General features: G+C 60.0%; 18 protein-coding genes. 8 read left to right on the forward strand and 10 right to left on the reverse strand.

Translation table 11 applies throughout. The features are described 5' to 3' along the window. Positions 1-175 precede the first annotated feature (175 nt). The 3 genes from glxR to gcl are packed head-to-tail and all read right to left on the reverse strand — an operon-like array spanning position 176 to position 3,670. The gene (glxR, locus tag GSQ93_RS09340) at positions 176-1,057 is read right to left on the reverse strand and encodes a 2-hydroxy-3-oxopropionate reductase (protein ID WP_158935380.1); all 882 of its coding nucleotides are present in this window, start codon (positions 1,055-1,057) and stop codon (positions 176-178) included. Positions 1,058-1,075: 18 nt separating this feature from the next. Then, entirely contained in the window at positions 1,076-1,879 is an 804-nt protein-coding gene (hyi, locus tag GSQ93_RS09345) for a hydroxypyruvate isomerase (RefSeq protein ID WP_158935381.1), read from the reverse strand. 15 nt (positions 1,880-1,894) lie between these two features. Then, the gene (gene gcl / locus GSQ93_RS09350) at positions 1,895-3,670 is read right to left on the reverse strand and encodes a glyoxylate carboligase (protein ID WP_158935382.1); all 1,776 of its coding nucleotides are present in this window, start codon (positions 3,668-3,670) and stop codon (positions 1,895-1,897) included. A 142-nt stretch (positions 3,671-3,812) separates the two neighbouring features. On the opposite strand from gcl, the gene GSQ93_RS09355 reads away from it, so the two are divergent. The 8 genes from GSQ93_RS09355 (at position 3,813) to GSQ93_RS09390 (ending at position 9,745) form a co-directional block, all read left to right on the forward strand. Next, on the forward strand, positions 3,813-4,724 hold the full coding sequence (locus tag GSQ93_RS09355; protein ID WP_158935383.1) for a LysR family transcriptional regulator: 912 nt from the start codon (positions 3,813-3,815) through the stop codon (positions 4,722-4,724). 174 nt (positions 4,725-4,898) lie between these two features. Beyond that, on the forward strand, positions 4,899-5,300 hold the full coding sequence (gene rpsF / locus GSQ93_RS09360) for a 30S ribosomal protein S6 (RefSeq protein WP_031359789.1): 402 nt from the start codon (positions 4,899-4,901) through the stop codon (positions 5,298-5,300). A 43-nt stretch (positions 5,301-5,343) separates the two neighbouring features. Then, positions 5,344-5,643 (forward strand): primosomal replication protein N, encoded by a 300-nt coding sequence (priB, locus tag GSQ93_RS09365; protein ID WP_031359788.1) that lies wholly within the window; start codon positions 5,344-5,346, stop codon positions 5,641-5,643. A gap of 2 nt (positions 5,644-5,645) precedes the next feature. Further along, positions 5,646-5,921 carry a 30S ribosomal protein S18 gene (gene rpsR, locus GSQ93_RS09370; RefSeq protein ID WP_158935384.1) on the forward strand — a complete coding sequence of 92 codons (276 nt, stop codon included), beginning with the start codon at positions 5,646-5,648 and terminating at the stop codon, positions 5,919-5,921. Between the two features lie 28 nt (positions 5,922-5,949). Next, a complete protein-coding gene (gene rplI, locus GSQ93_RS09375; RefSeq protein WP_158935385.1) occupies positions 5,950-6,405 on the forward strand; it encodes a 50S ribosomal protein L9 in 456 nt (151 codons plus the stop codon). Positions 6,406-6,558: 153 nt separating this feature from the next. Beyond that, the gene (locus GSQ93_RS09380; RefSeq protein WP_031359785.1) at positions 6,559-7,947 is read left to right on the forward strand and encodes a replicative DNA helicase; all 1,389 of its coding nucleotides are present in this window, start codon (positions 6,559-6,561) and stop codon (positions 7,945-7,947) included. Between the two features lie 131 nt (positions 7,948-8,078). Then, complete coding sequence (locus GSQ93_RS09385; protein ID WP_089159053.1) at positions 8,079-8,705, forward strand: DUF47 domain-containing protein; 627 nt, start codon at positions 8,079-8,081, stop codon at positions 8,703-8,705. A 29-nt stretch (positions 8,706-8,734) separates the two neighbouring features. After that, positions 8,735-9,745 carry an inorganic phosphate transporter gene (locus GSQ93_RS09390; RefSeq protein ID WP_158935386.1) on the forward strand — a complete coding sequence of 337 codons (1,011 nt, stop codon included), beginning with the start codon at positions 8,735-8,737 and terminating at the stop codon, positions 9,743-9,745. A gap of 49 nt (positions 9,746-9,794) precedes the next feature. On the opposite strand, the gene GSQ93_RS09395 is transcribed toward GSQ93_RS09390, so the two are convergent. The 7 genes from GSQ93_RS09395 to GSQ93_RS09425 all read right to left on the reverse strand — a co-directional run bounded on the left by GSQ93_RS09395 (position 9,795) and on the right by GSQ93_RS09425 (position 18,327). Next, a complete protein-coding gene (locus tag GSQ93_RS09395) occupies positions 9,795-10,601 on the reverse strand; it encodes an SDR family NAD(P)-dependent oxidoreductase (RefSeq protein WP_158935387.1) in 807 nt (268 codons plus the stop codon). Positions 10,602-10,754: 153 nt separating this feature from the next. Further along, positions 10,755-11,957, reverse strand: coding sequence for an NlpC/P60 family protein (locus GSQ93_RS09400; protein WP_158935388.1), 1,203 nt, complete (start codon positions 11,955-11,957; stop codon positions 10,755-10,757). A 223-nt stretch (positions 11,958-12,180) separates the two neighbouring features. Next, positions 12,181-14,046 (reverse strand): PhoH family protein, encoded by a 1,866-nt coding sequence (locus GSQ93_RS09405; RefSeq protein WP_158935389.1) that lies wholly within the window; start codon positions 14,044-14,046, stop codon positions 12,181-12,183. Positions 14,047-14,520: 474 nt separating this feature from the next. Further along, entirely contained in the window at positions 14,521-14,982 is a 462-nt protein-coding gene (locus tag GSQ93_RS09410) for a peroxiredoxin (protein ID WP_158935390.1), read from the reverse strand. Between the two features lie 361 nt (positions 14,983-15,343). Continuing rightward, positions 15,344-16,240, reverse strand: coding sequence for a polysaccharide deacetylase family protein (locus GSQ93_RS09415; protein ID WP_158935391.1), 897 nt, complete (start codon positions 16,238-16,240; stop codon positions 15,344-15,346). A 9-nt stretch (positions 16,241-16,249) separates the two neighbouring features. Then, a complete protein-coding gene (locus GSQ93_RS09420) occupies positions 16,250-17,299 on the reverse strand; it encodes a bifunctional UDP-4-keto-pentose/UDP-xylose synthase (protein WP_158935392.1) in 1,050 nt (349 codons plus the stop codon). Next, entirely contained in the window at positions 17,296-18,327 is a 1,032-nt protein-coding gene (locus GSQ93_RS09425; protein WP_158935393.1) for a formyltransferase, read from the reverse strand. Before GSQ93_RS09425 ends, GSQ93_RS09420 begins: the two co-directional genes overlap by 4 nt. Positions 18,328-18,330 lie beyond the last annotated feature (3 nt).

The raw sequence follows: 18,330 nt of genomic DNA on the forward strand, positions 1-18,330 counted from the left end.
AAAGCAAAAAAGATCCGGCAAGGCGGACACCCGGCAATGACGTCTGACCGACCAAGGCTTCCACGTCACCACCGGGCGCCGCTTGACGGACCCCGCTTTATTGCACTTTCTGCAACCGGCTATGCGTATAGGTACATTACAGATGCGCGTATAAATTAGCCGGTTTTCAAGCAGTTCATTCGGTAACCTGATGATTCGACATCAGTTCCAGCGCCCGCACCATTCCCGAGTGATCCCACTCACGGCCGCCGTTCGCCACGCACACGCTGAACAACTGCTGCGCGCTCGCGGTATGCGGTAAAGCAAGACCCAGTTTCTTCGCACTTTCCAGCGCGAGGTTCAGATCCTTCTGATGCAATTCGATCCGAAAGCCCGGATTGAACGTGCGCTTCGTCATGCGCTCGCCGTGAACTTCCAAGATCCGCGATGCGGCGAAACCGCCCATCAACGCACGCCGCACGCGCTCGGGATCTGCACCGGACTTAGACGCGAACAGCAACGCTTCGGCCACCGCTTCAATGTTCAACGCCACGATGATCTGGTTAGCGACCTTGCACGTTTGTCCCGCGCCGTTATCGCCGATAAGCGTCACGTTCTTGCCCATGACATCGAAGAGCGGCTTTGCACGTTCGAACGCCGCTTCCGGGCCGCCGACCATGATCGTCAACGAGGCTTCACGCGCCCCGACTTCACCGCCTGACACCGGCGCATCAAGATAATCGCAGCCCAGCGCGTTGATTTTCTTCGCGAACGCTTGCGTTTCGAGCGGTGAGATGGAGCTCATGTCGATCACGAGCTGGCCTTTCTCGAGTCCCTTCGCCACGCCGTCTTCAGCAAAGAGGACGTTAGCGACATCGGGGGTGTCCGGCACCATGATGACGACGATCTCGCTTGCTCGCGCGACGTCAGTCGAGCTGTCGACCAATTTGCCCAGTGAGCGCAGGTCGTCCGGCACGGGAAACGCGCCGTTCAGCACCAGCGAATGGCCTGCTTTCTTCAAATTGCGCGCCATGTGCGCGCCCATGATGCCAAGGCCGATAAATCCGATTGTTGCCATTGCGTGTGTCTCCTCCAGTTATGCCACTGCGCGCGCAGTCTTCAGGCCAGCGATTTCCTGCAGCCAGACAAGGCCGGCTACGGTCGTGCCGCGCGGTTTGTATTCGCAACCGATCCAGCCGTCGTAGCCGATTGAGTCCAGCAGCGAGAACAGGAACGGATAGTTGATTTCTCCCGTGCCCGGCTCGTTGCGACCCGGGTTATCGGCCAGTTGAATATGGGCAATTGACGGCAGGTTGCGCTTGATCGTGGCAGCCAGTTCGCCTTCCATGCGCTGCATGTGATAGATGTCGTATTGCAGGAACAGGTTGTCCGACCCTACGTCGCGAATTACATCCAGTCCTTCTTGCGATTTGTTCAGCGCGAAGCCGGGGATATCGAAGTGATTGCACGGCTCGACCAGCAGCCTGATGCCTTCTTTCTTCAACGCAGCGGCCGCGAACTTCAAATTTTCAACGATGGTCGCCCGCGCTTCCTCACGGCTCACCGATGCCGGCGGAATGCCGACGAGACAGTTCAGCTGCGGCACGTTCAACGCCTTCGCGTACTCAATCGCGCGCGCCACGCCCTCACGGAATTCTTCCTTCCGATCGGGCAGGCAGGCGATGCCACGCTCGCCGCCTTCCCAATTTCCAGCCGGCAAGTTATGCAGGACGAGCTGGAGATTGTTGGCGTCCAGACGTTGACGCAAGTCTGCCGCCGAGTACGGATACGGGAACAGGAACTCGACCGCTTCAAAGCCCGCATCGGCGGCCGCTGCAAAGCGGTCGAGGAACGGCACTTCGTTGAACAGCATGGTCAGGTTGGCAGCAAATTTCGGCATGATCTTTGTTCTCTCTCAGGCGTTGTACGCAATGGCCGTCGGTGCGTCCTGCTCGCTTTCGGCGAGTGGTTCGAATTCGTTGATCGCATCGATCTCCGTGCCCATCGCGATGTTCGTCACACGCTCGAGGATCACTTCAACAATGATCGGCACGCCGAATTCAGCGAGCATTCCCTGCGCCTTGCGAAGGGCGGGAGCGAGGTCTTCGGGATTGAAGACGCGCACTGCCTTGCAGCCAAGTCCTTCGGCCACTGCGACGTGATCGACGCCGTAACCGTTCAAATCGGGCGCGTTGATGTTCTCGAAGGCGAGCTGGACGCAGTAGTCCATATCGAAGCCGCGCTGTGCCTGACGGATCAGGCCAAGGTACGAGTTATTCACGACCACGTGGATATACGGCAGCCGGAATTGCGCGCCAACGGCGAGCTCTTCGATCATGAACTGGAAGTCGTAATCGCCCGAGAGCGCGACGATCGGCCGTTGCGGGTCCGCTGCACGAACACCGAGCGCCGCCGGAATGGTCCAGCCGAGCGGGCCGGCCTGACCGCAATTGATCCAGTTGCGCGCTTTATACACATGCAGGAACTGAGCGCCGGCGATTTGCGAAAGACCAATCGTCGAGACGTAGCAGGTATCGCGGCCGAAGACCTTGTTCATCTCTTCGTAGACGCGTTGCGGCTTCATCGGCACGTTGTCGAAGTGCGTCTTGCGATGCAGCGTGCGCTTGCGTTCCTGGCACTCGCCGACCCACGTGCCGCGATCCTTCAGCTTGCCCGCGGCCTTCCATTCACGTGCCACTTCGACGAACAATTCCAGCGCGAATTTAGCGTCGGAGACAATGCCGAGATCCGGGCCGAACACGCGGCCGATCTGCGTCGGCTCGATATCGACGTGCACAAACGTACGGCCCTTCGTATAGACCTCGACGCTGCCCGTGTGACGATTAGCCCAGCGATTGCCGATACCGAGCACGAAGTCGGACGCGAGCATCGAAGCGTTGCCGTACCGGTGCGCCGTTTGCAAACCGCACATGCCGGCCATCAGCGGATGGTCGTCGGGGATCGCGCCCCAGCTCATCAGCGTGGGGATCACCGGCACGTTCATGATTTCAGCGAACTCGACCAGCAGATCCTCGGCCGCTGCATTCAGCACGCCGCCGCCGGAAACGATCAACGGCCGCTCGGATGCGTTGAGCATCGCCAAGGCCTTTTCGACCTGACCACGCGAAGCTTTCGGCTTATAGACGGGAAGCGGTTCATACGTGTCGATATCGAATTCTATTTCCGCGAGCTGCACATCGATCGGCAGATCGACCAGCACCGGACCCGGACGGCCTGAGCGCATCAAGTGGAATGCTTGCTGGAACACGCGCGGCACGAGCGCCGGTTCGCGCACGGTCACCGCCCACTTGGTCACCGGCTTGGCGATCGATTCAATATCGACGGCCTGGAAGTCTTCTTTATAAAGACGCGCACGCGGTGCCTGACCCGTAATGGCCAGAATAGGAATGGAATCAGCCTGGGCGGAATACAACCCGGTGATCATGTCCGTTCCCGCCGGTCCCGACGTGCCAATACACACGCCGATATTTCCCGGCGCCGCCCGCGTATAACCCTCGGCCATATGCGACGCGCCTTCTACGTGGCGTGCCAGCACATGTCCGATGCTGCCGGCCCGTTGCAGGGCGGAATAGAACGGGTTGATCGCCGCGCCCGGAACGCCGAACGCCATTTCGATCCCTTCTTTTTCCAGCACGAGAACGGCTGCGTCGACTGCTCGCATTTTTGTCATGAGTGTCTCCTTCCATTGTGTTCTGCTGCATTGCGCCGTTGCGCAATGTCGTTGAGGTGACTTTATGCGTATGCCAGAGTGTTGATAAGATCAGCCAGAGTCGTTTGATCCGATACAAAAAGTACGGAATGGAGGCAAGACAATGGATCGCTTCAGGCAGATTGAGACGTTCGTAAAGGTCGCCGAGGCCGGCAGTCTGGCCGCGGCGGCGCTGGAGGAGGGGGTGTCGCCAGTGATTTTGGGGCGGCGTATTGATGCGTTGGAGAAGCGTCTGGGCGTCAAGCTGATGTACCGCTCCACCCGCCGGCTAGTGGTAAGCGAGGAGGGCGCGGCGTTCCTTGAGCGCTGCCGTGGACTGCTGGCCGACTGGAACCAGGCGGAAGACGAACTCGCCGATGGCCAGCGCACCGTCGACGGCCACTTGATTGTCTCCGCGCCGGCGGCCTTTGGACGAATGCACGTGGCGCCGCACGCGCCGGCTTTTCTCGTCGATAAACCCGCGTTACAGATGTCGTTTAACCTCAACGACCGCGTAGCCGACCTGATCCGCGAGGGTTACGACCTGTCGATCCGCATAGGCGGGGCGGTTGATCAGAACTTCGTTGCCGTGAAACTCGCCGATAACCGCCGCGTGGTCTGCGGCACGCCGGCGTATTTCAAGAAGCACGGCAAGCCGAAATCACTCGATGACCTGCCGCGCCACAACTGCCTCGCGTTCAATTTGCAGGGCGGGCAGAATCGCGGCTGGTATTTCCGTCGCAACGGCAAACTCGCGACGGTGCGTGTCGCGGGCAACCTGGATTGCAACGACGGCGAATTGCTGCATCGATGGGTATCCGAAGGGCATGGGCTCGGCTGGCGCTCGACGTGGGAAATCCAGCGTCAACTGGCGACGGGCGAGCTGGAAACCGTGCTGGACGAGTTCGCGCTACCCGATTACGACATCCTCGCGGTCTATCCACAGCAGCGCTACGTGCCCGCAAAAGTGCGCTACTTCATTGATTATTTGAAGAAAATCTACGCACAGCCGGATTATTGGAACCGCGAACGGTGACTTTCAAGGCTTAGCGGACATACAAAACCGCTAAGCCATTGAAAACACAGCGGAAGTAATACGCGAAGTGCGTAAATCAGTTGTGTGGCCGGCCGTATCTCGCTATAATCGCTGGCTTCTCTCTTGCCGCACCGGTCCGACGCCCGGGTGGCTTTATATCCTCAAGGAGTAACAATGCGTCATTACGAAATCGTATTTATCGTGCATCCGGATCAAAGCGAGCAAGTGCCCGCCATGATCGAACGGTACAAAACCACGATCACCACACACGGTGGTTCGATCCATCGCATCGAAGACTGGGGCCGCCGTCAGCTGGCTTACATGATCGAGAAGCTTGCGAAGGCTCACTACGTGTGCATGAACATTGAATGCAGCCAGGAAACGCTCGAAGAACTGGAACACGCGTTCAAGTTCAACGACGCTGTGCTGCGTCACCTCATCGTCAAGCTGAAGAAGGCCGAAACCGGCCCGTCGCCGATGATGAAGGAAGTTCACCGCGAAGAAGCCAAGAAGGCGGCCAGCCAGCCGTCGACTGAAGCTCATGCAGCTCCGGCCGCAAGCTCGCAGGCAAACTAATCAAGAAGGCGACTTTTGAAGTCGTCGCGTCACCAGGAATCAAGTGAACCGGCTGCAACTGACAGCAAGCGTTGTGGAGCGAGAACCGGTGCGGTACACCCCCGCCGGCGTCCCCATAGCGAGTTGCACGTTGCATCACCGTACGGAAGTTGTCGAAGCGGGCATTGCCCGGCAAATCGAACTGACTCTCCCGGCGGTCGCGGCCGGTGCTGCGAGCGGCAAGCTGGAAGGCCTCGTCATGGGCGTAGAAACGCTCTTCACGGGCTTCATGGCAAAGAAAAGCCGCAACGCGCGAACCCTGGTGTTTCACATCACAGAATTGCAGGATATTGGAAAGGACTGAACATGCCCCGCCCGACTGGTAAGAAATTCGACAAACGTCGTCAGCAACAAAACCCGCTCTTCAAGCGCAAGAAGTTCTGCCGTTTCACCGCGGCCAATGTCGAGTCTATCGACTACAAGGACACGGAAACGCTGAAGGACTTCGTTGGTGAGAACGGCAAGATCACGCCGGCTCGTCTGACAGGAACGAAGGCTCACTACCAACGTCAGCTCGATACGGCTATCAAGCGCGCTCGTTTTCTCGCGCTGCTGCCGTACACCGACCTGCACAAGGCCTAATCAGACGACGCAATAAGGAAAAAGCCAAATGCAAATCATTCTTTTGGAAAAAGTCGTCAACCTGGGCAACCTGGGCGACATCGTTCGTGTCAAGGACGGTTACGCACGTAACTTCCTGATCCCGGGCAAGAAGGCCCGCCGTGCAACGAAGGACGCAATCGCGGAATTCGAAGTGCGCCGTGCTGATCTGGAAAAAGTGGCCGCTGAAAAGCTGGCAGCGGCTACGGCCCTGGGCGAAAAGCTGAGCGGTGCAACCGTTCAGATCTCGCAAAAGGCTGGCGTCGACGGTCGTTTGTTCGGTTCGGTGACGAACGCGGACATCGCCGAAGCGCTGAAGAAGCAAGGTCTGGCCGAAGTCGAAAAGTCGCAAGTGCGTCTGGCCGACGGCCCGCTGAAGCTGGTTGGCGATCACGCCATCCAGATCGCACTGCACACCGACGTAGTTGTCGACGTGACGGTGTCGGTGCTCGGCGAACACGCTTAAGCGTATTTCGCTCGCCTTGACGGCCGGGCTTAGTCCCGCCGTCGATGCAAAAGCAATACCGCAGTAAAAGAAAGGCGGGAACCGCGAGCGGTTCCCGCCTTTTTGTTTTTCCGGCCTCGCCGCCGCCCGTCATTTCGCCGATAATTCCTCCCCATGAACGCACCGTCGAAAGATCCCCAACTGGATGCGCTGAAGGTCCCGCCGCATTCCATCGAAGCCGAGCAGTCCGTCATTGGCGGTTTGCTGCTGGATAACGCCGCATGGGACCGTATTGCGGACGTGATGTCGCACGGCGACTTCTACCGCTACGACCATCGGATCATTTACGAGGCGATCGGCAAGCTGATCGCGACCACGCGCCCAGCCGACGTGATCACCGTCTACGAGGCGCTGACGAATACCGGCAAGGCTGAGGAAGTCGGCGGCCTGGCGTACCTGAACGCGCTCGCGCAGAACACGCCGAGCGCCGCGAATATCCGCCGATACGCGGAAATCGTGCGGGATCGCGCGGTGTTGCGCCGTCTGGTGTCAGTCGCCGATGAAATTTCCGCCGATGCCTTTAATCCGCAAGGCAAGGAAGTGCGCCAGTTGCTGGACGAGGCCGAGGCGAAAGTGTTCTCGATCGCGGAAAGCGGCGCGCGCGGCACGCAGGGTTTTCTTGAGATTGGGCCGCTGCTGACGCAAGTGGTCGAGCGTATCGACACGCTTTATCACACCGCGAATCCAAGCGATGTGACGGGCACGCCAACAGGTTTCGTCGATCTGGACCGCATGACGTCAGGTATGCACGGTGGTGAACTGATCATTGTGGCGGGGCGGCCGTCGATGGGTAAAACCGCGTTTTCCATGAATATTGGCGAATACGTGGCCGTGGAATATGGCCTTCCGGTCGCTGTGTTCTCGATGGAAATGCCGGGCACGCAGCTCACCATGCGGATGTTGGGCTCGGTCGGTCGTCTCGATCAGCACAGAATGCGTACCGGCCGTCTCACCGACGAAGACTGGCCGAAGCTCACGCACGCGGTGCAGAAAATGAGCGAGGCGCAGATTTTTATCGATGAAACGGGTGGTCTGAACCCGATGGAATTGCGCTCGCGCTCGCGCCGTCTGGCGCGGCAATGCGGCAAGCTGGGCCTGATTATCGTGGATTATTTGCAGCTCATGTCCGGCTCCGGATCGGCCGGTGAAAACCGTGCGACCGAAATTTCGGAAATCTCGCGTTCGCTTAAAAGCCTTGCGAAGGAACTGGATGTTCCGGTGATGGCCCTGTCGCAGTTGAATCGCGGGTTGGAGCAGCGTCCGAATAAACGCCCGATCATGTCCGACTTGCGTGAATCCGGCGCTATCGAACAGGACGCGGACGTGATTCTTTTCATCTATCGCGACGAAGTCTACAACCCGGACAGCCCCGACAAAGGCACGGCCGAGATCATCATCGGTAAGCAGCGTAACGGGCCGATCGGTCCTATTCGCCTCACGTTCCAGGGTCAATACACGAAGTTCGAGAATTTTGCCGGTGCGCAGAATTTCTACGGCGACTAAGGGAATCTAGCAGGAAATTTGTTCGCCGCTGCTCCCGATTTGACGCCGGTCAGGGTGCGGCGGTGGTCCCGCGAAGGTACAATGTGGCAGTTTTATGTCAGCGCCATTTTGAGCCACTTTCCGGGATTTTCATGTTCGGTCGATTCATGCCCACTGAGGGCAAATTTTTCGAAATCTTCAATGCGCACGCAAAGTGCATCGTTGACGCCAGTCACGAACTCGAACTGCTGATCGACAACATGGACCAGATGGAAGTCCATAAGCAGAACGTCCAGACCAACGAAAAACGTGCGGACAAGCTCACGCACGAAACCATCGACCTGCTTCACAAGACCTTCATCACGCCGCTCGATCGCGACGAAATCCACAAGCTCATCACGACGATGGACGACATTCTCGACCTGATGGAAGACGTCGCCACGGCCATCTCGCTTTACGACGTGCGCGAATCGACCGCGGAAATGAGCCAGCTCGCGCATATCTGTACGGCCACGTCCGAGCGCGTGCAGCAAGCCGTCAAGCTGCTCGCCGACATGAAGCGCGCCAGCGAAATCCTCAAGATTTGCGAAGAAATCGACCGTCTGGAATCGGACGCCGACCGCGTGCTGCGCTCGGCCATGTCGAAACTCTTCCGCGAAGAGGACAACGTCAAGACGCTGATCAAGCTCAAGGCAATCTACGAATTGCTCGAGACGATCACCGACAAATGCGAGGATGTCGCGAACATCATCGAAGGCATCGTGCTGGAAAACGCCTGATTTCAGCCGCGCCACTCACTCGATAAACGATGCATTCGATTCAACTCGCCCTCTGGGCCGTTATTACGCTCGTCGTGGTCGCACTCGTGTTCGACTTCATGAACGGCTTCCACGACGCCGCCAACTCCATCGCAACCGTTGTGTCCACGGGCGTGCTGAAACCTCAGCAAGCCGTGGCGTTCGCCGCCGCGTTCAACGTCATTGCGTATTTCGTCTTCCATTTGAAGGTCGCCGCCACCGTTGGCAGAGGGACGATTGACCCAGCTATTGTCGATCAGTATGTGATCTTCGGCGCGCTTGTCGGGGCGATCGGCTGGAACATCATTACGTGGCACTACGGCATTCCGTCGAGTTCGTCACACGCGCTGATCGGCGGCCTGGTCGGCTCGGCGTGGGCGAAGTCAGGGTGGGGCTCGCTGAATATGGAGGGCTTGCTCAAGACCGTCTCGTTTATCTTTATCTCGCCGGTGCTGGGTTTTGTGCTCGGATCGCTGTTCATGCTGATCGTGTCGTGGATGTATTTCCGCACGCCACCGTCCAAGGTGGACCGGCGATTCAGGCGCTGGCAGCTGATATCGGCGGGGTTGTATAGCCTTGGGCACGGCGGCAATGATGCGCAGAAAACAATTGGCGTTATCTGGATGCTGCTGATTGCGGCGGGTTATTGGTCAGCTTCGGCCGATGCGCCACCACTCTGGGTGATCGGCGGATGTTATCTGTCGATGGGACTCGGAACACTGTTCGGCGGCTGGCGCATCGTGCGCACCATGGGCCAGAAGATCACGAAGCTCAAGCCCGTCGGCGGATTTTGCGCGGAGTCGGGCGGGGCGATTACGTTGTTCGTCGCGTCGTTTCTCGGTATTCCCGTGTCGACCACGCACACGATCACAGGCGCGATTGTCGGCGTCGGTGCGACGCAGAAGTTCAGCGCTGTGCGTTGGGGCGTGGCGGGGAACATCGTCTGGGCCTGGATCCTGACCATTCCGGCGTCTGCCGTCATGGCCGCCGCCGCATGGTGGCTCGGACATCGCTTTCTTTGAACGAACCACTCGCGGGTGACTTGTTTTTAAGTCACCCGGGCTTCGTGCGTCAAATCAGTGGCGCGCTGACACCGTCCATCGGAATGATCGCGCCCGATACGTAACTCGCCCGGCGGCTCGCCAGAAACAGCGCAACGTCTGCGATCTCCTCGGGTTTCGCGTATCGCCCAAGCGGCACCTTTGCCTGACTTAGCGCCAGCGCTTCATCTCGCGTGACACCCAGTCTCTGCGCCTCGAGCGCCAGCGATTCCTCCACACGTTCCGTCAACGTCGCGCCCGGATTGATCGCGTTGATGCGAATGCCCAGTTTCGCGTAATGATGCGCGAGACCGACAGTTGCCAGCATCAGCGCCGCATTTGCCGCGCCGCCCGCGATATGAATATCGCTCGCGAATTTCCCTCCCATCCCGATGATGTTCACGACCGCACCCGGCTCGGCCTTGGGGTTCGCTTTCAGCCGTTCGGCCATTTGCTTCAGCACGGCTTGCTGGGGGTAGATGCAGGGGAAATATTTCGCGTCCATCGCGGCCTTGTAGCCCGCGGCATCGAGAAGATCGGGATCGTAGCGTTTAGCGGCGCCCGCGCAATTTACAAGAATATCGATCGGGCCTAACGCGCCTGTCGCTTCCTCCACTACGTCTTGCGCGCTGTGCGCTTCGTGCAGATCGGCACGCGCGAGATGCACGTGAAAACCATCTTTCGCGAGTTCTTCGCGCGCGCGGGCGAGGTTTGCCGGATCGCGTGAAACAATCGCGACGCGCGCGCCTTCCGCTGCAAATGCCCGCGCGCACGCGAAGCCAATCCCCTTGCTGCCGCCCGTGATGAGCACGATCTTGCCGGCGAGTCCCAAGTCCATGAAGTTCACTCCTGTCGAGGCCGATGGTCGATTCGACGGTCAATTCGATGACGCGTGAAATCGTGATCGAGACACGATAGCAGACGCTGGGAAGTGTGTGCGGTTCGGGAAAGCGCGCTGGAAGCGAGTTGAACGCGAGCGACGGATAACGGCTCAGTAGCTGCCGTTGGCAAACTTCGCGATGGGGTCGTCGGCGGCAGCGGGACGCGTGGGCGTGAGTGAATTGGTGGAGGCGCGCATCACGTGTGCGGATGGGTCGGTCGCGGGAATCCGGCCAACCGATGAGGGTTGCTGCGCTTGCACTGAGCGCACCTGCTGCGCGGCGAGGCGGGCGGTGGGCGGCGGCGGTTCGAAGGCATCGGCAGCGGCTGCGATTGGATCAGGCGCATTCGATGCCGCAGCCACTGCATTCGATTCAGCCTGCGATTCAGCCTGCAATTCGCGCGGCGGCGAGATTGCGTTTGCTGCTTGCGATTGACGCTGTGCGGCGGAAAGCGAGGATGGCGGCGGTTCGAACGGATCGGCGCCGGAGCGGGCCGTGGCGACGGCCGGCGACACCGCACCCGCCGATTGCGCTTGCCGTTGTGCGGCTGACAACGCGGGCGGCGGCGGTTCGAACTGATCGGCGGCGGTACGGTAGGAGCCTGCGGGTGGTGCCGTCATTGGCGGAGCGCGCGGCGGTTCATAGCGCTCGGCGGTGGTCGCTCCGTTGGCCGTCGCTGCAACCTGCGTCGATGACCGGCTTGACGCGCCATCCACCGGGACGGGGACTGGCGAGGCTAGGTAAGTGGGTGCATCGAACGGAGCCGGCGCGGCTTTCGGCGGCGCGACGCGCCGGATGCCATCGAAACGCTTGGCCCAATAAGGATTGGTGAGGTAATCGAGCCGCACGGTGCCGCCTGTCGACGGCGCGTTCACGAAGCGCAGCTTACCCACGTAGATGCCGACGTGCGAATGCGGCCGGCCTGTAGTGTTGAAGAAAATCAGGTCGCCAGGGGCAACTTCGTCAGGCTCGATCGACTCGCCGCGCACACTCATGTCCGCGGTCGTGCGCGGCAGATTCACCGATGCCGCCCGATCCACCACATAGCGCACCAGCCCGCTGCAATCGAAACCTGCCTCCGGCGTGTTGCCTCCCCATCGATACGGCACGCCCACAAGCGACATAGCCTGAATGGAAATTTCCTCGCGCCCGACGCTGTGATCGACGAAATTCGGGAAGCCGGACGGTGTGGCAAACGTGCGATTAGACGCGGTAGCGTTCGATGCAGCCGGCGCACGCGACACCCGCGTCGGCGCGCTGGAGCACGCGGCAACGAGGAGGGTGAGGAGCAGCAGTGACCAGAGTCGACGCATTCGGCGGGGCGAGCGGAGGGTGAACGTGAACGCTCGCCATGATGGCGGTCTCGCGATACTAGCCCGTCAGACGGGGCGCGAGCAAGTTTTCTTGATAAGTCACTTGAGGTTTACGCTGTAAGTGTTGCTCCGGAGAAACGTATTTTCAGGCTCAAAACGCGCTGAAAAGACATAAAAAAGCCCGGCAAGCGATGCTTGCCGGGCTTTCAAGCGTGTCGAAAATTTAAAGAATCTCGGACGCGTAATCCGCCAGACGTGAGCGTTCGCCGCGCGCGAGCGTGACGTGACCACTATGCGTCCAGCCCTTGAAGCGGTCGACCACGTACGTCAGGCCCGAACTGCCTTCCGTCAGGTACGGCGTGTCGATCTGCGCGATATTGCCCAGACACACGATCTTCGTCCCCGGACCGGCGCGCGTGACGAGCGTTTTCATCTGCTTGGGCGTTAAATTCTGCGCCTCGTCGATGATCACGTACTTGTCCACGAAAGTCCGGCCGCGCATGAAGTTCATGCTCTTCACCTTCAGGCGCGATCGGATCAGTTCCTGCGTGGCGGCGCGGCCCCATTCGCCGGCGGCATCGTCGGTCTTTTGCAGGACTTCGAGGTTGTCGTCGAATGCGCCCATCCACGGCTGCATTTTTTCCTCTTCCGTACCCGGCAAGAAGCCGATGTCTTCGCCAACCGGAACCGTCGCACGCGTCACGATGATCTCGTTATAACGCTTGTCGTCCAGCACTTGCGCGAGGCCGGCGGCCAGCGCCATCAAGGTCTTGCCGGTACCGGCCTGACCCAGCAGCGTAACGAAATCCACGTCGGGGTTCATCAGCAAATTCAACGCGAAATTCTGCTCGCGATTGCGCGACGTAATGCCCCACACATTGTTCTTGTGGTGGCTGTAATCGCGCAGCGTTTGCAACAGCGCTGTCTTGCCATTCAACTCGCGCACGATGCCGTAGAACGAAGGTTCGCCGTTCTGCGGTTCGAAATAAACGAACTCGTTCACCAGCATGGACGCGCATTGCGGACCGGTCACACGGTAATACGTCGTGCCCGTCTTCGTTTCTTGCCAGCTTTCCATGCCCTTCGCGTGCTTCGTCCAGAAGTCCGAAGGCAACGCGCGTACGCCGGAATAGAGCAGGTCCTTGTCTTCCAGCACCTGGTCGTTGAAATAATCTTCAGCGGGCAGGCCGAGCGCGTGTGCCTTGATGCGCATGTTGATGTCTTTCGACACCAGCACGACCTGGCGATCCGTGCGTTCCTTTTGCAGCGCGCGAACTACGCCGAGAATCTGGTTGTCGGCCTTGCCGACCGGCAGGCCTTCGACCGGCTCAATGTCGGTCAGCGTGGTCTGGAAGTACAGGCGACCGGTCGCATCGCGATTGCCCAGCGCGGACAATGGCAAGCCTGCCGACATCTCGCCAACATGGGCGACCAATGCATCCAGCGTGCGGCTCACCTGACGCGCATTGCGCGCCACTTCCGACATGCCCTTCTTGTGGTTATCGAGTTCCTCGAGCGTCATCATCGGCAGATAGACGTCGTGTTCCTCGAACCGGAACAGCGATGACGGATCGTGCATCAGCACGTTCGTGTCGAGCACGAACAGCTTGCCGATCTCGTTTTCCGGCTGACCGCGCTGACGGCGTTTCTGCTGGCCGCGCGGTTGACTTGCAGCGGCCACGGGCGCAGCCGGTGCTTCGGCGCGCGACGGCGAGCGTGCCTCGACCGGCGCACGAGCGACAGCCGGCGTGGTTTCGACCTGTTCGGCAGGCGCCGCAGCGGGTTGCAGCAACGCCGCCGTTTGTTTCGTGCGGCGGGTGCGCGAGGCGGGCGCTGAGTCGGAGGCTTCCACCGCCGAGCCTTTGGCCGCGTTCGCCAGTGTCTCGCTTGCTATGGCGCGTAGCGTATTGGCGGTGTTCGCGGCAGCAGGCCGCGAAGCACCGACGCTCGCGCCAAAATCGTTTTCGGTTTCAACTGGATCGCCGTCGCTTGCCTGCTTTTTCGATGTTCGGGCAGGCCGGGCTTTGGCTTTGTATTCTTCAGACGGCAGGAGGTTGCCGAGCTTGACGGGTGCGGTAGGCAAAGGCATGGTTTTCCTCGATAGGATTCGGATCGTATGTCGTGCGTCGCCTGTCGCATCCTGCGTGGATCTTTCAGGCCCTAGGCTTTCAGTCGGAGGCCGGACGTCGATGCAGTTTGCGCCCGGAGACGCGCTTCGGTTTCGAAAACGCCGGTTCGCCTAGATTTCGATCGGCTCCTTGGAAGTTGCGTCCTGAAGAAAACGGGCATGAAACACACGGACGGCGCGGGACGCCCAGAGGGCGCACGCTGCGGGAAAGGAAGCGTCCGCAAACAAAAAAGCCGCCGTCCCGGACGATGGGACCAGCGGCTCGACAGCGCCTGCTTCAAAGCGCCTTTCAGCTTCCGCCACGCCCCAGAATTGCTGGCGTGGCGTGTAGCGGGACCCCGTGCCGGTCGCGGGGGAAACCGCGAAACACCGGACGCTACGCAAAGAGAAATGGAGAGAAGGGCAAGCGCTCATTGCGAATCAATATAACGTGCCTCAAAGCGCTTGTACAGCTTCCACAATCTGCTCGACGTGGCCTGGAACCTTTACGCCACGGAACTCGCGGCGAAGCACGCCGTTCGCGTCCAGCAGGAAGGTCGAACGCTCGATTCCGCGTACTTCCTTGCCATACATTTTCTTCATTTTGATGACACCAAAGAGCGTGCAAATCGCTTCGTCAGAGTCGGAAACCAGCGTGTACGGCAGTTCCAGCTTGGCCTTGAAATTGTCGTGCGACTTCACGCTGTCACGCGAGATACCGATCACCTCAGCGCCTGCCTTCTTGAATTGCGCATAAAGATCACGGAACTGCAGGCTTTCCGTCGTGCAGCCGGGCGTGTTGTCTTTCGGATAAAAAAACAGCACGACTTTTTTGCCTCGCAGACTAGACAGCGAAAAGTCGCCGCCGGTTGCGGGCGCGGTGAAATCGGGAACGGGTTGATCGACTGCGATCGGCACGAAGTTTCTCCTTTGTCGACCGGAGTGGGCGTGTAGAACAGGGTTGGCGCTTTAGCGCTTACCTGGTCCTATAGCGCTGGCTCCGGTCCCATGAAAGATGGTTGTTGTTGTCGGGTGATGCGTGTCCGTACTCCGGTTTCTGGAGAGCGAGCACTTTGGAACGGTAGTGCGGATCCGGGGGAAGCTTGAGGCGTCGGGGTAAGGCGTGGTCCGGCTGGGTTTGATCTGACTTGGCACCTGCGTGCCCGGTTCGGCAGAGCCGAATCGGCCGAATCGGCCGCCCGAGTTTGAAAAATATCTTGCTCGGTCGAGCCTAAAACAAGCGTCAGACGTGCACGTGCTTCAATCCGCCCGACGTGTATTAATCCGGCTGCAATATCAGCTCGCCCGCGCGGCCTGGAATCTCGCCCCACGCGACAGGGTACGTGGGCAGCGTCGCGCGGTCCAGCGTCGCATGATAGTCGCCCATCGTGCAGAAGCTGTGACCTTGTGCGCTCCAGCCGGCCAGCAATTGCTCGAATACGCCGGCCAGCTTTTGTCCCTCAAGTTCGGCGTGCAGCGTGTACACCTGGTCCTGCGCCTGCTTCGACGTCAGCCCCAGCAAATGCGCGGCCACGTTGCTCACGTCCACGCCATCCACACCGAGGATTTCATCCAGCGTAGGCAGCGTGGTTGGCATCTGGATGTGATTCAGCGTCCGGCCGTCGAGCACGGGAATGTAGGGCGTATGGCCACGGCCGTCGGACGCGTATTTCATGCCCCAGGCGTCGATCTGTTCGAACGCGTAGCCGTTCATCTGCCAGCCTGCCGCGCCGTGCGTAACAGGCGGCGTGCCGAAGATCTCGGCGAAACGTGCATGGCTGCGCTGCATCTGGCCGGCTGTCCACTCGCGATCGCCGGCACGGACATTGTCCTGCCAGTACACGTGATCCCACGTGTGGATGCCGCACTCGAAGCCCGCTTCGTGAATCGCGCGCATTTCGGCAACCGCACGGCGGCCGATATCCGGCCCCGGCAAGAGCACGCCGTACATCAGCGTCTTGATGCCGTAATGCTCGACCACCGACGTCCGCGACACCTTCTTGAGAAACCCCGGGCGAAACACGCGGCGCAATGCCCAGCCGGTGTGATCGGGTCCGAGGCTGAACAGGAACGTGGCGCGGGCGTGGTATTTGTCGAGCAGGCGTGCCAGATTCGGCACGCCTTCACGCGTGCCGCGCAGGGTGTCGACGTCGATTTTCAGAACGATGCGAGCCACGCGCCGTCCTTAAGACTGATCTTCGACAAGGCGCCGCGCCGTGCCTACATCGCCGCGATAGGCTTCGAAAATCTTGCGCAACGCGTCGTCCATGGTCGCAACCGGCTTCCAGTCGAGTTCCTGGATCGTGTTGTCGATCTTCGGCACGCGGTTCTGCACGTCTTGGTAACCCGAGCCGTAGTAGTCGCCCGAAGACGTCTCCACGAGTTGAACCGTCTTCGCGCTCTCTGCGTATTCGCTGATCTCGTTCGCCAGCTTCAACATCTTGTGCGCGAGTTCGCGGACCGAGAAGTTATTGCTCGGATTGCCGATGTTATAGATCTTGCCCGTCGCCACGCCGTTCTTGTTTTCGATGATCTTCATCAACGCGCCGATGCCGTCATCAATGTCCGTGAACGCACGCTTTTGCGCGCCGCCATCGACGAGGCTGATGTTTTCACCGCGCACGATGTGACCCAGGAATTGCGTCACTACGCGTGAGCTGCCTTCCTTTGGCGTGTAGATCGAGTCGAGGCCCGGGCCGATCCAGTTGAATGGGCGGAACAGCGTGAAGTTCAGGCCTTCCATGCCGTAACCCCAGATCACGCGGTCCATCAACTGCTTCGAACACGCGTAGATCCAGCGCGGCTTGTTGATCGGGCCGTAGGTCAGTTGCGATTCTTCGGGATCGAATTGCTCGTCGGTGCACATGCCGTACACCTCGGACGTCGACGGAAACACGAGGTGCTTACCGTATTTCACGGCCGAACGCACGATAGGCAGGTTCGCTTCGAAGTCGAGTTCGAACACGCGTAGTGGCTGCTTGACGTAGGTGGCTGGCGTGGCGATAGCAACCAGCGGCAGGATCACATCGCACTTCTTGATGTGATACTCGACCCACTCTTTGTTGATCGTGATGTCGCCTTCGAAGAAATGCATGCGCTCGTGGTTGGCGAGGTCGCCGAGACGGTCGCGTTGCATGTCCATACCGAAGACTTCCCAGTCGGTCGTCTCGAGAATGCGCTTGGAGAGGTGGTGGCCAATGAAGCCGTTGACACCCAGGATCAGGACTTTTTTCATGAATGAGGAAGTGATTGAGTGAGTCGGCCGAATTCGGCGGGACTGACGACGCGTTCGCCGCCGGCTGGAGTCTGGCTTTCGTCCACGAATGGTTGCCGTAATTCACGGATGGCGACCACGCGGCTGTCGCCGCATACGCCAAACAGGGCATTATCCTTCACGTGCAGGCCAGGGGGCAAATTCGAAACCTCACGCAGGGTCTCGGCAGTGATACCCGGCAGGCCGTTTTCGGGCACGAGACGAGCCCGCGCGACGATAAACCGCTGCTGGCCGATGTCCGTAAAAGCCCCGGGATACGGCGGCGCGACGGCGCGAATCAGGTTGTAGACCTGCAGCGCCGTTTGCGACCAGTCGATGCGGCCATCCTCCGGCTTCCGGCCGCCGAAGTAGCTGCCTTTGGTGAGGTCGTTCGGCAAATGCGGCGCTTCGCCCGCAATTAAAGCCGGCAAGACACGCCACAGAGTTTGTTCCGCGGCGACGGTGGTTTTGTCGAAGACTTGCGCCGCGGTGTCGTCGGGGAGAATGGGCACGGGCGTCTGGGCGAGGATCGCGCCTGCGTCGGGCTTTGCGGCCATCTCGTGCAGCGTCGCGCCCGTTTCTGTTTCTCCGTTCAGCACGGCCCAATTAGTGGGCACGCGTCCTCGATACTTCGGCAACAACGAACCGTGCATGTTGTACGCGCCGCGCGCGGCGAGCGCGAGCAGGCCGACCGGCAGCATGTGCCGGTAATAGAACGAGAAAATGAAGTCGGGCGCGAGCTCGCTAATTGCGTCACGCAGTTCGGGCGACTTGGGATCGGCCGGCGTGATGACCGCGATGCCATGATCCGCCGCGACCGACTTCACGCTGCCGAACCAGATGTTTTCGTCCGGATTGTCTTCGTGCGTGACAACGAGCGCGACTTCCACGCCGCGCGCGAGCAGGACCTGCAGGCAGCGCACGCCGACGTTGTGATACGCGAACACGACCGCACGGGGTTTTGCGCGCGGTGCGCTTGCCGCGCTTGTAACGCTGGCCGCCGGGTTCATAGC

It is taken from the genome of Burkholderia sp. S171, assembly GCF_009766085.1.
Taxonomy (GTDB): Bacteria; Pseudomonadota; Gammaproteobacteria; order Burkholderiales; family Burkholderiaceae; genus Caballeronia.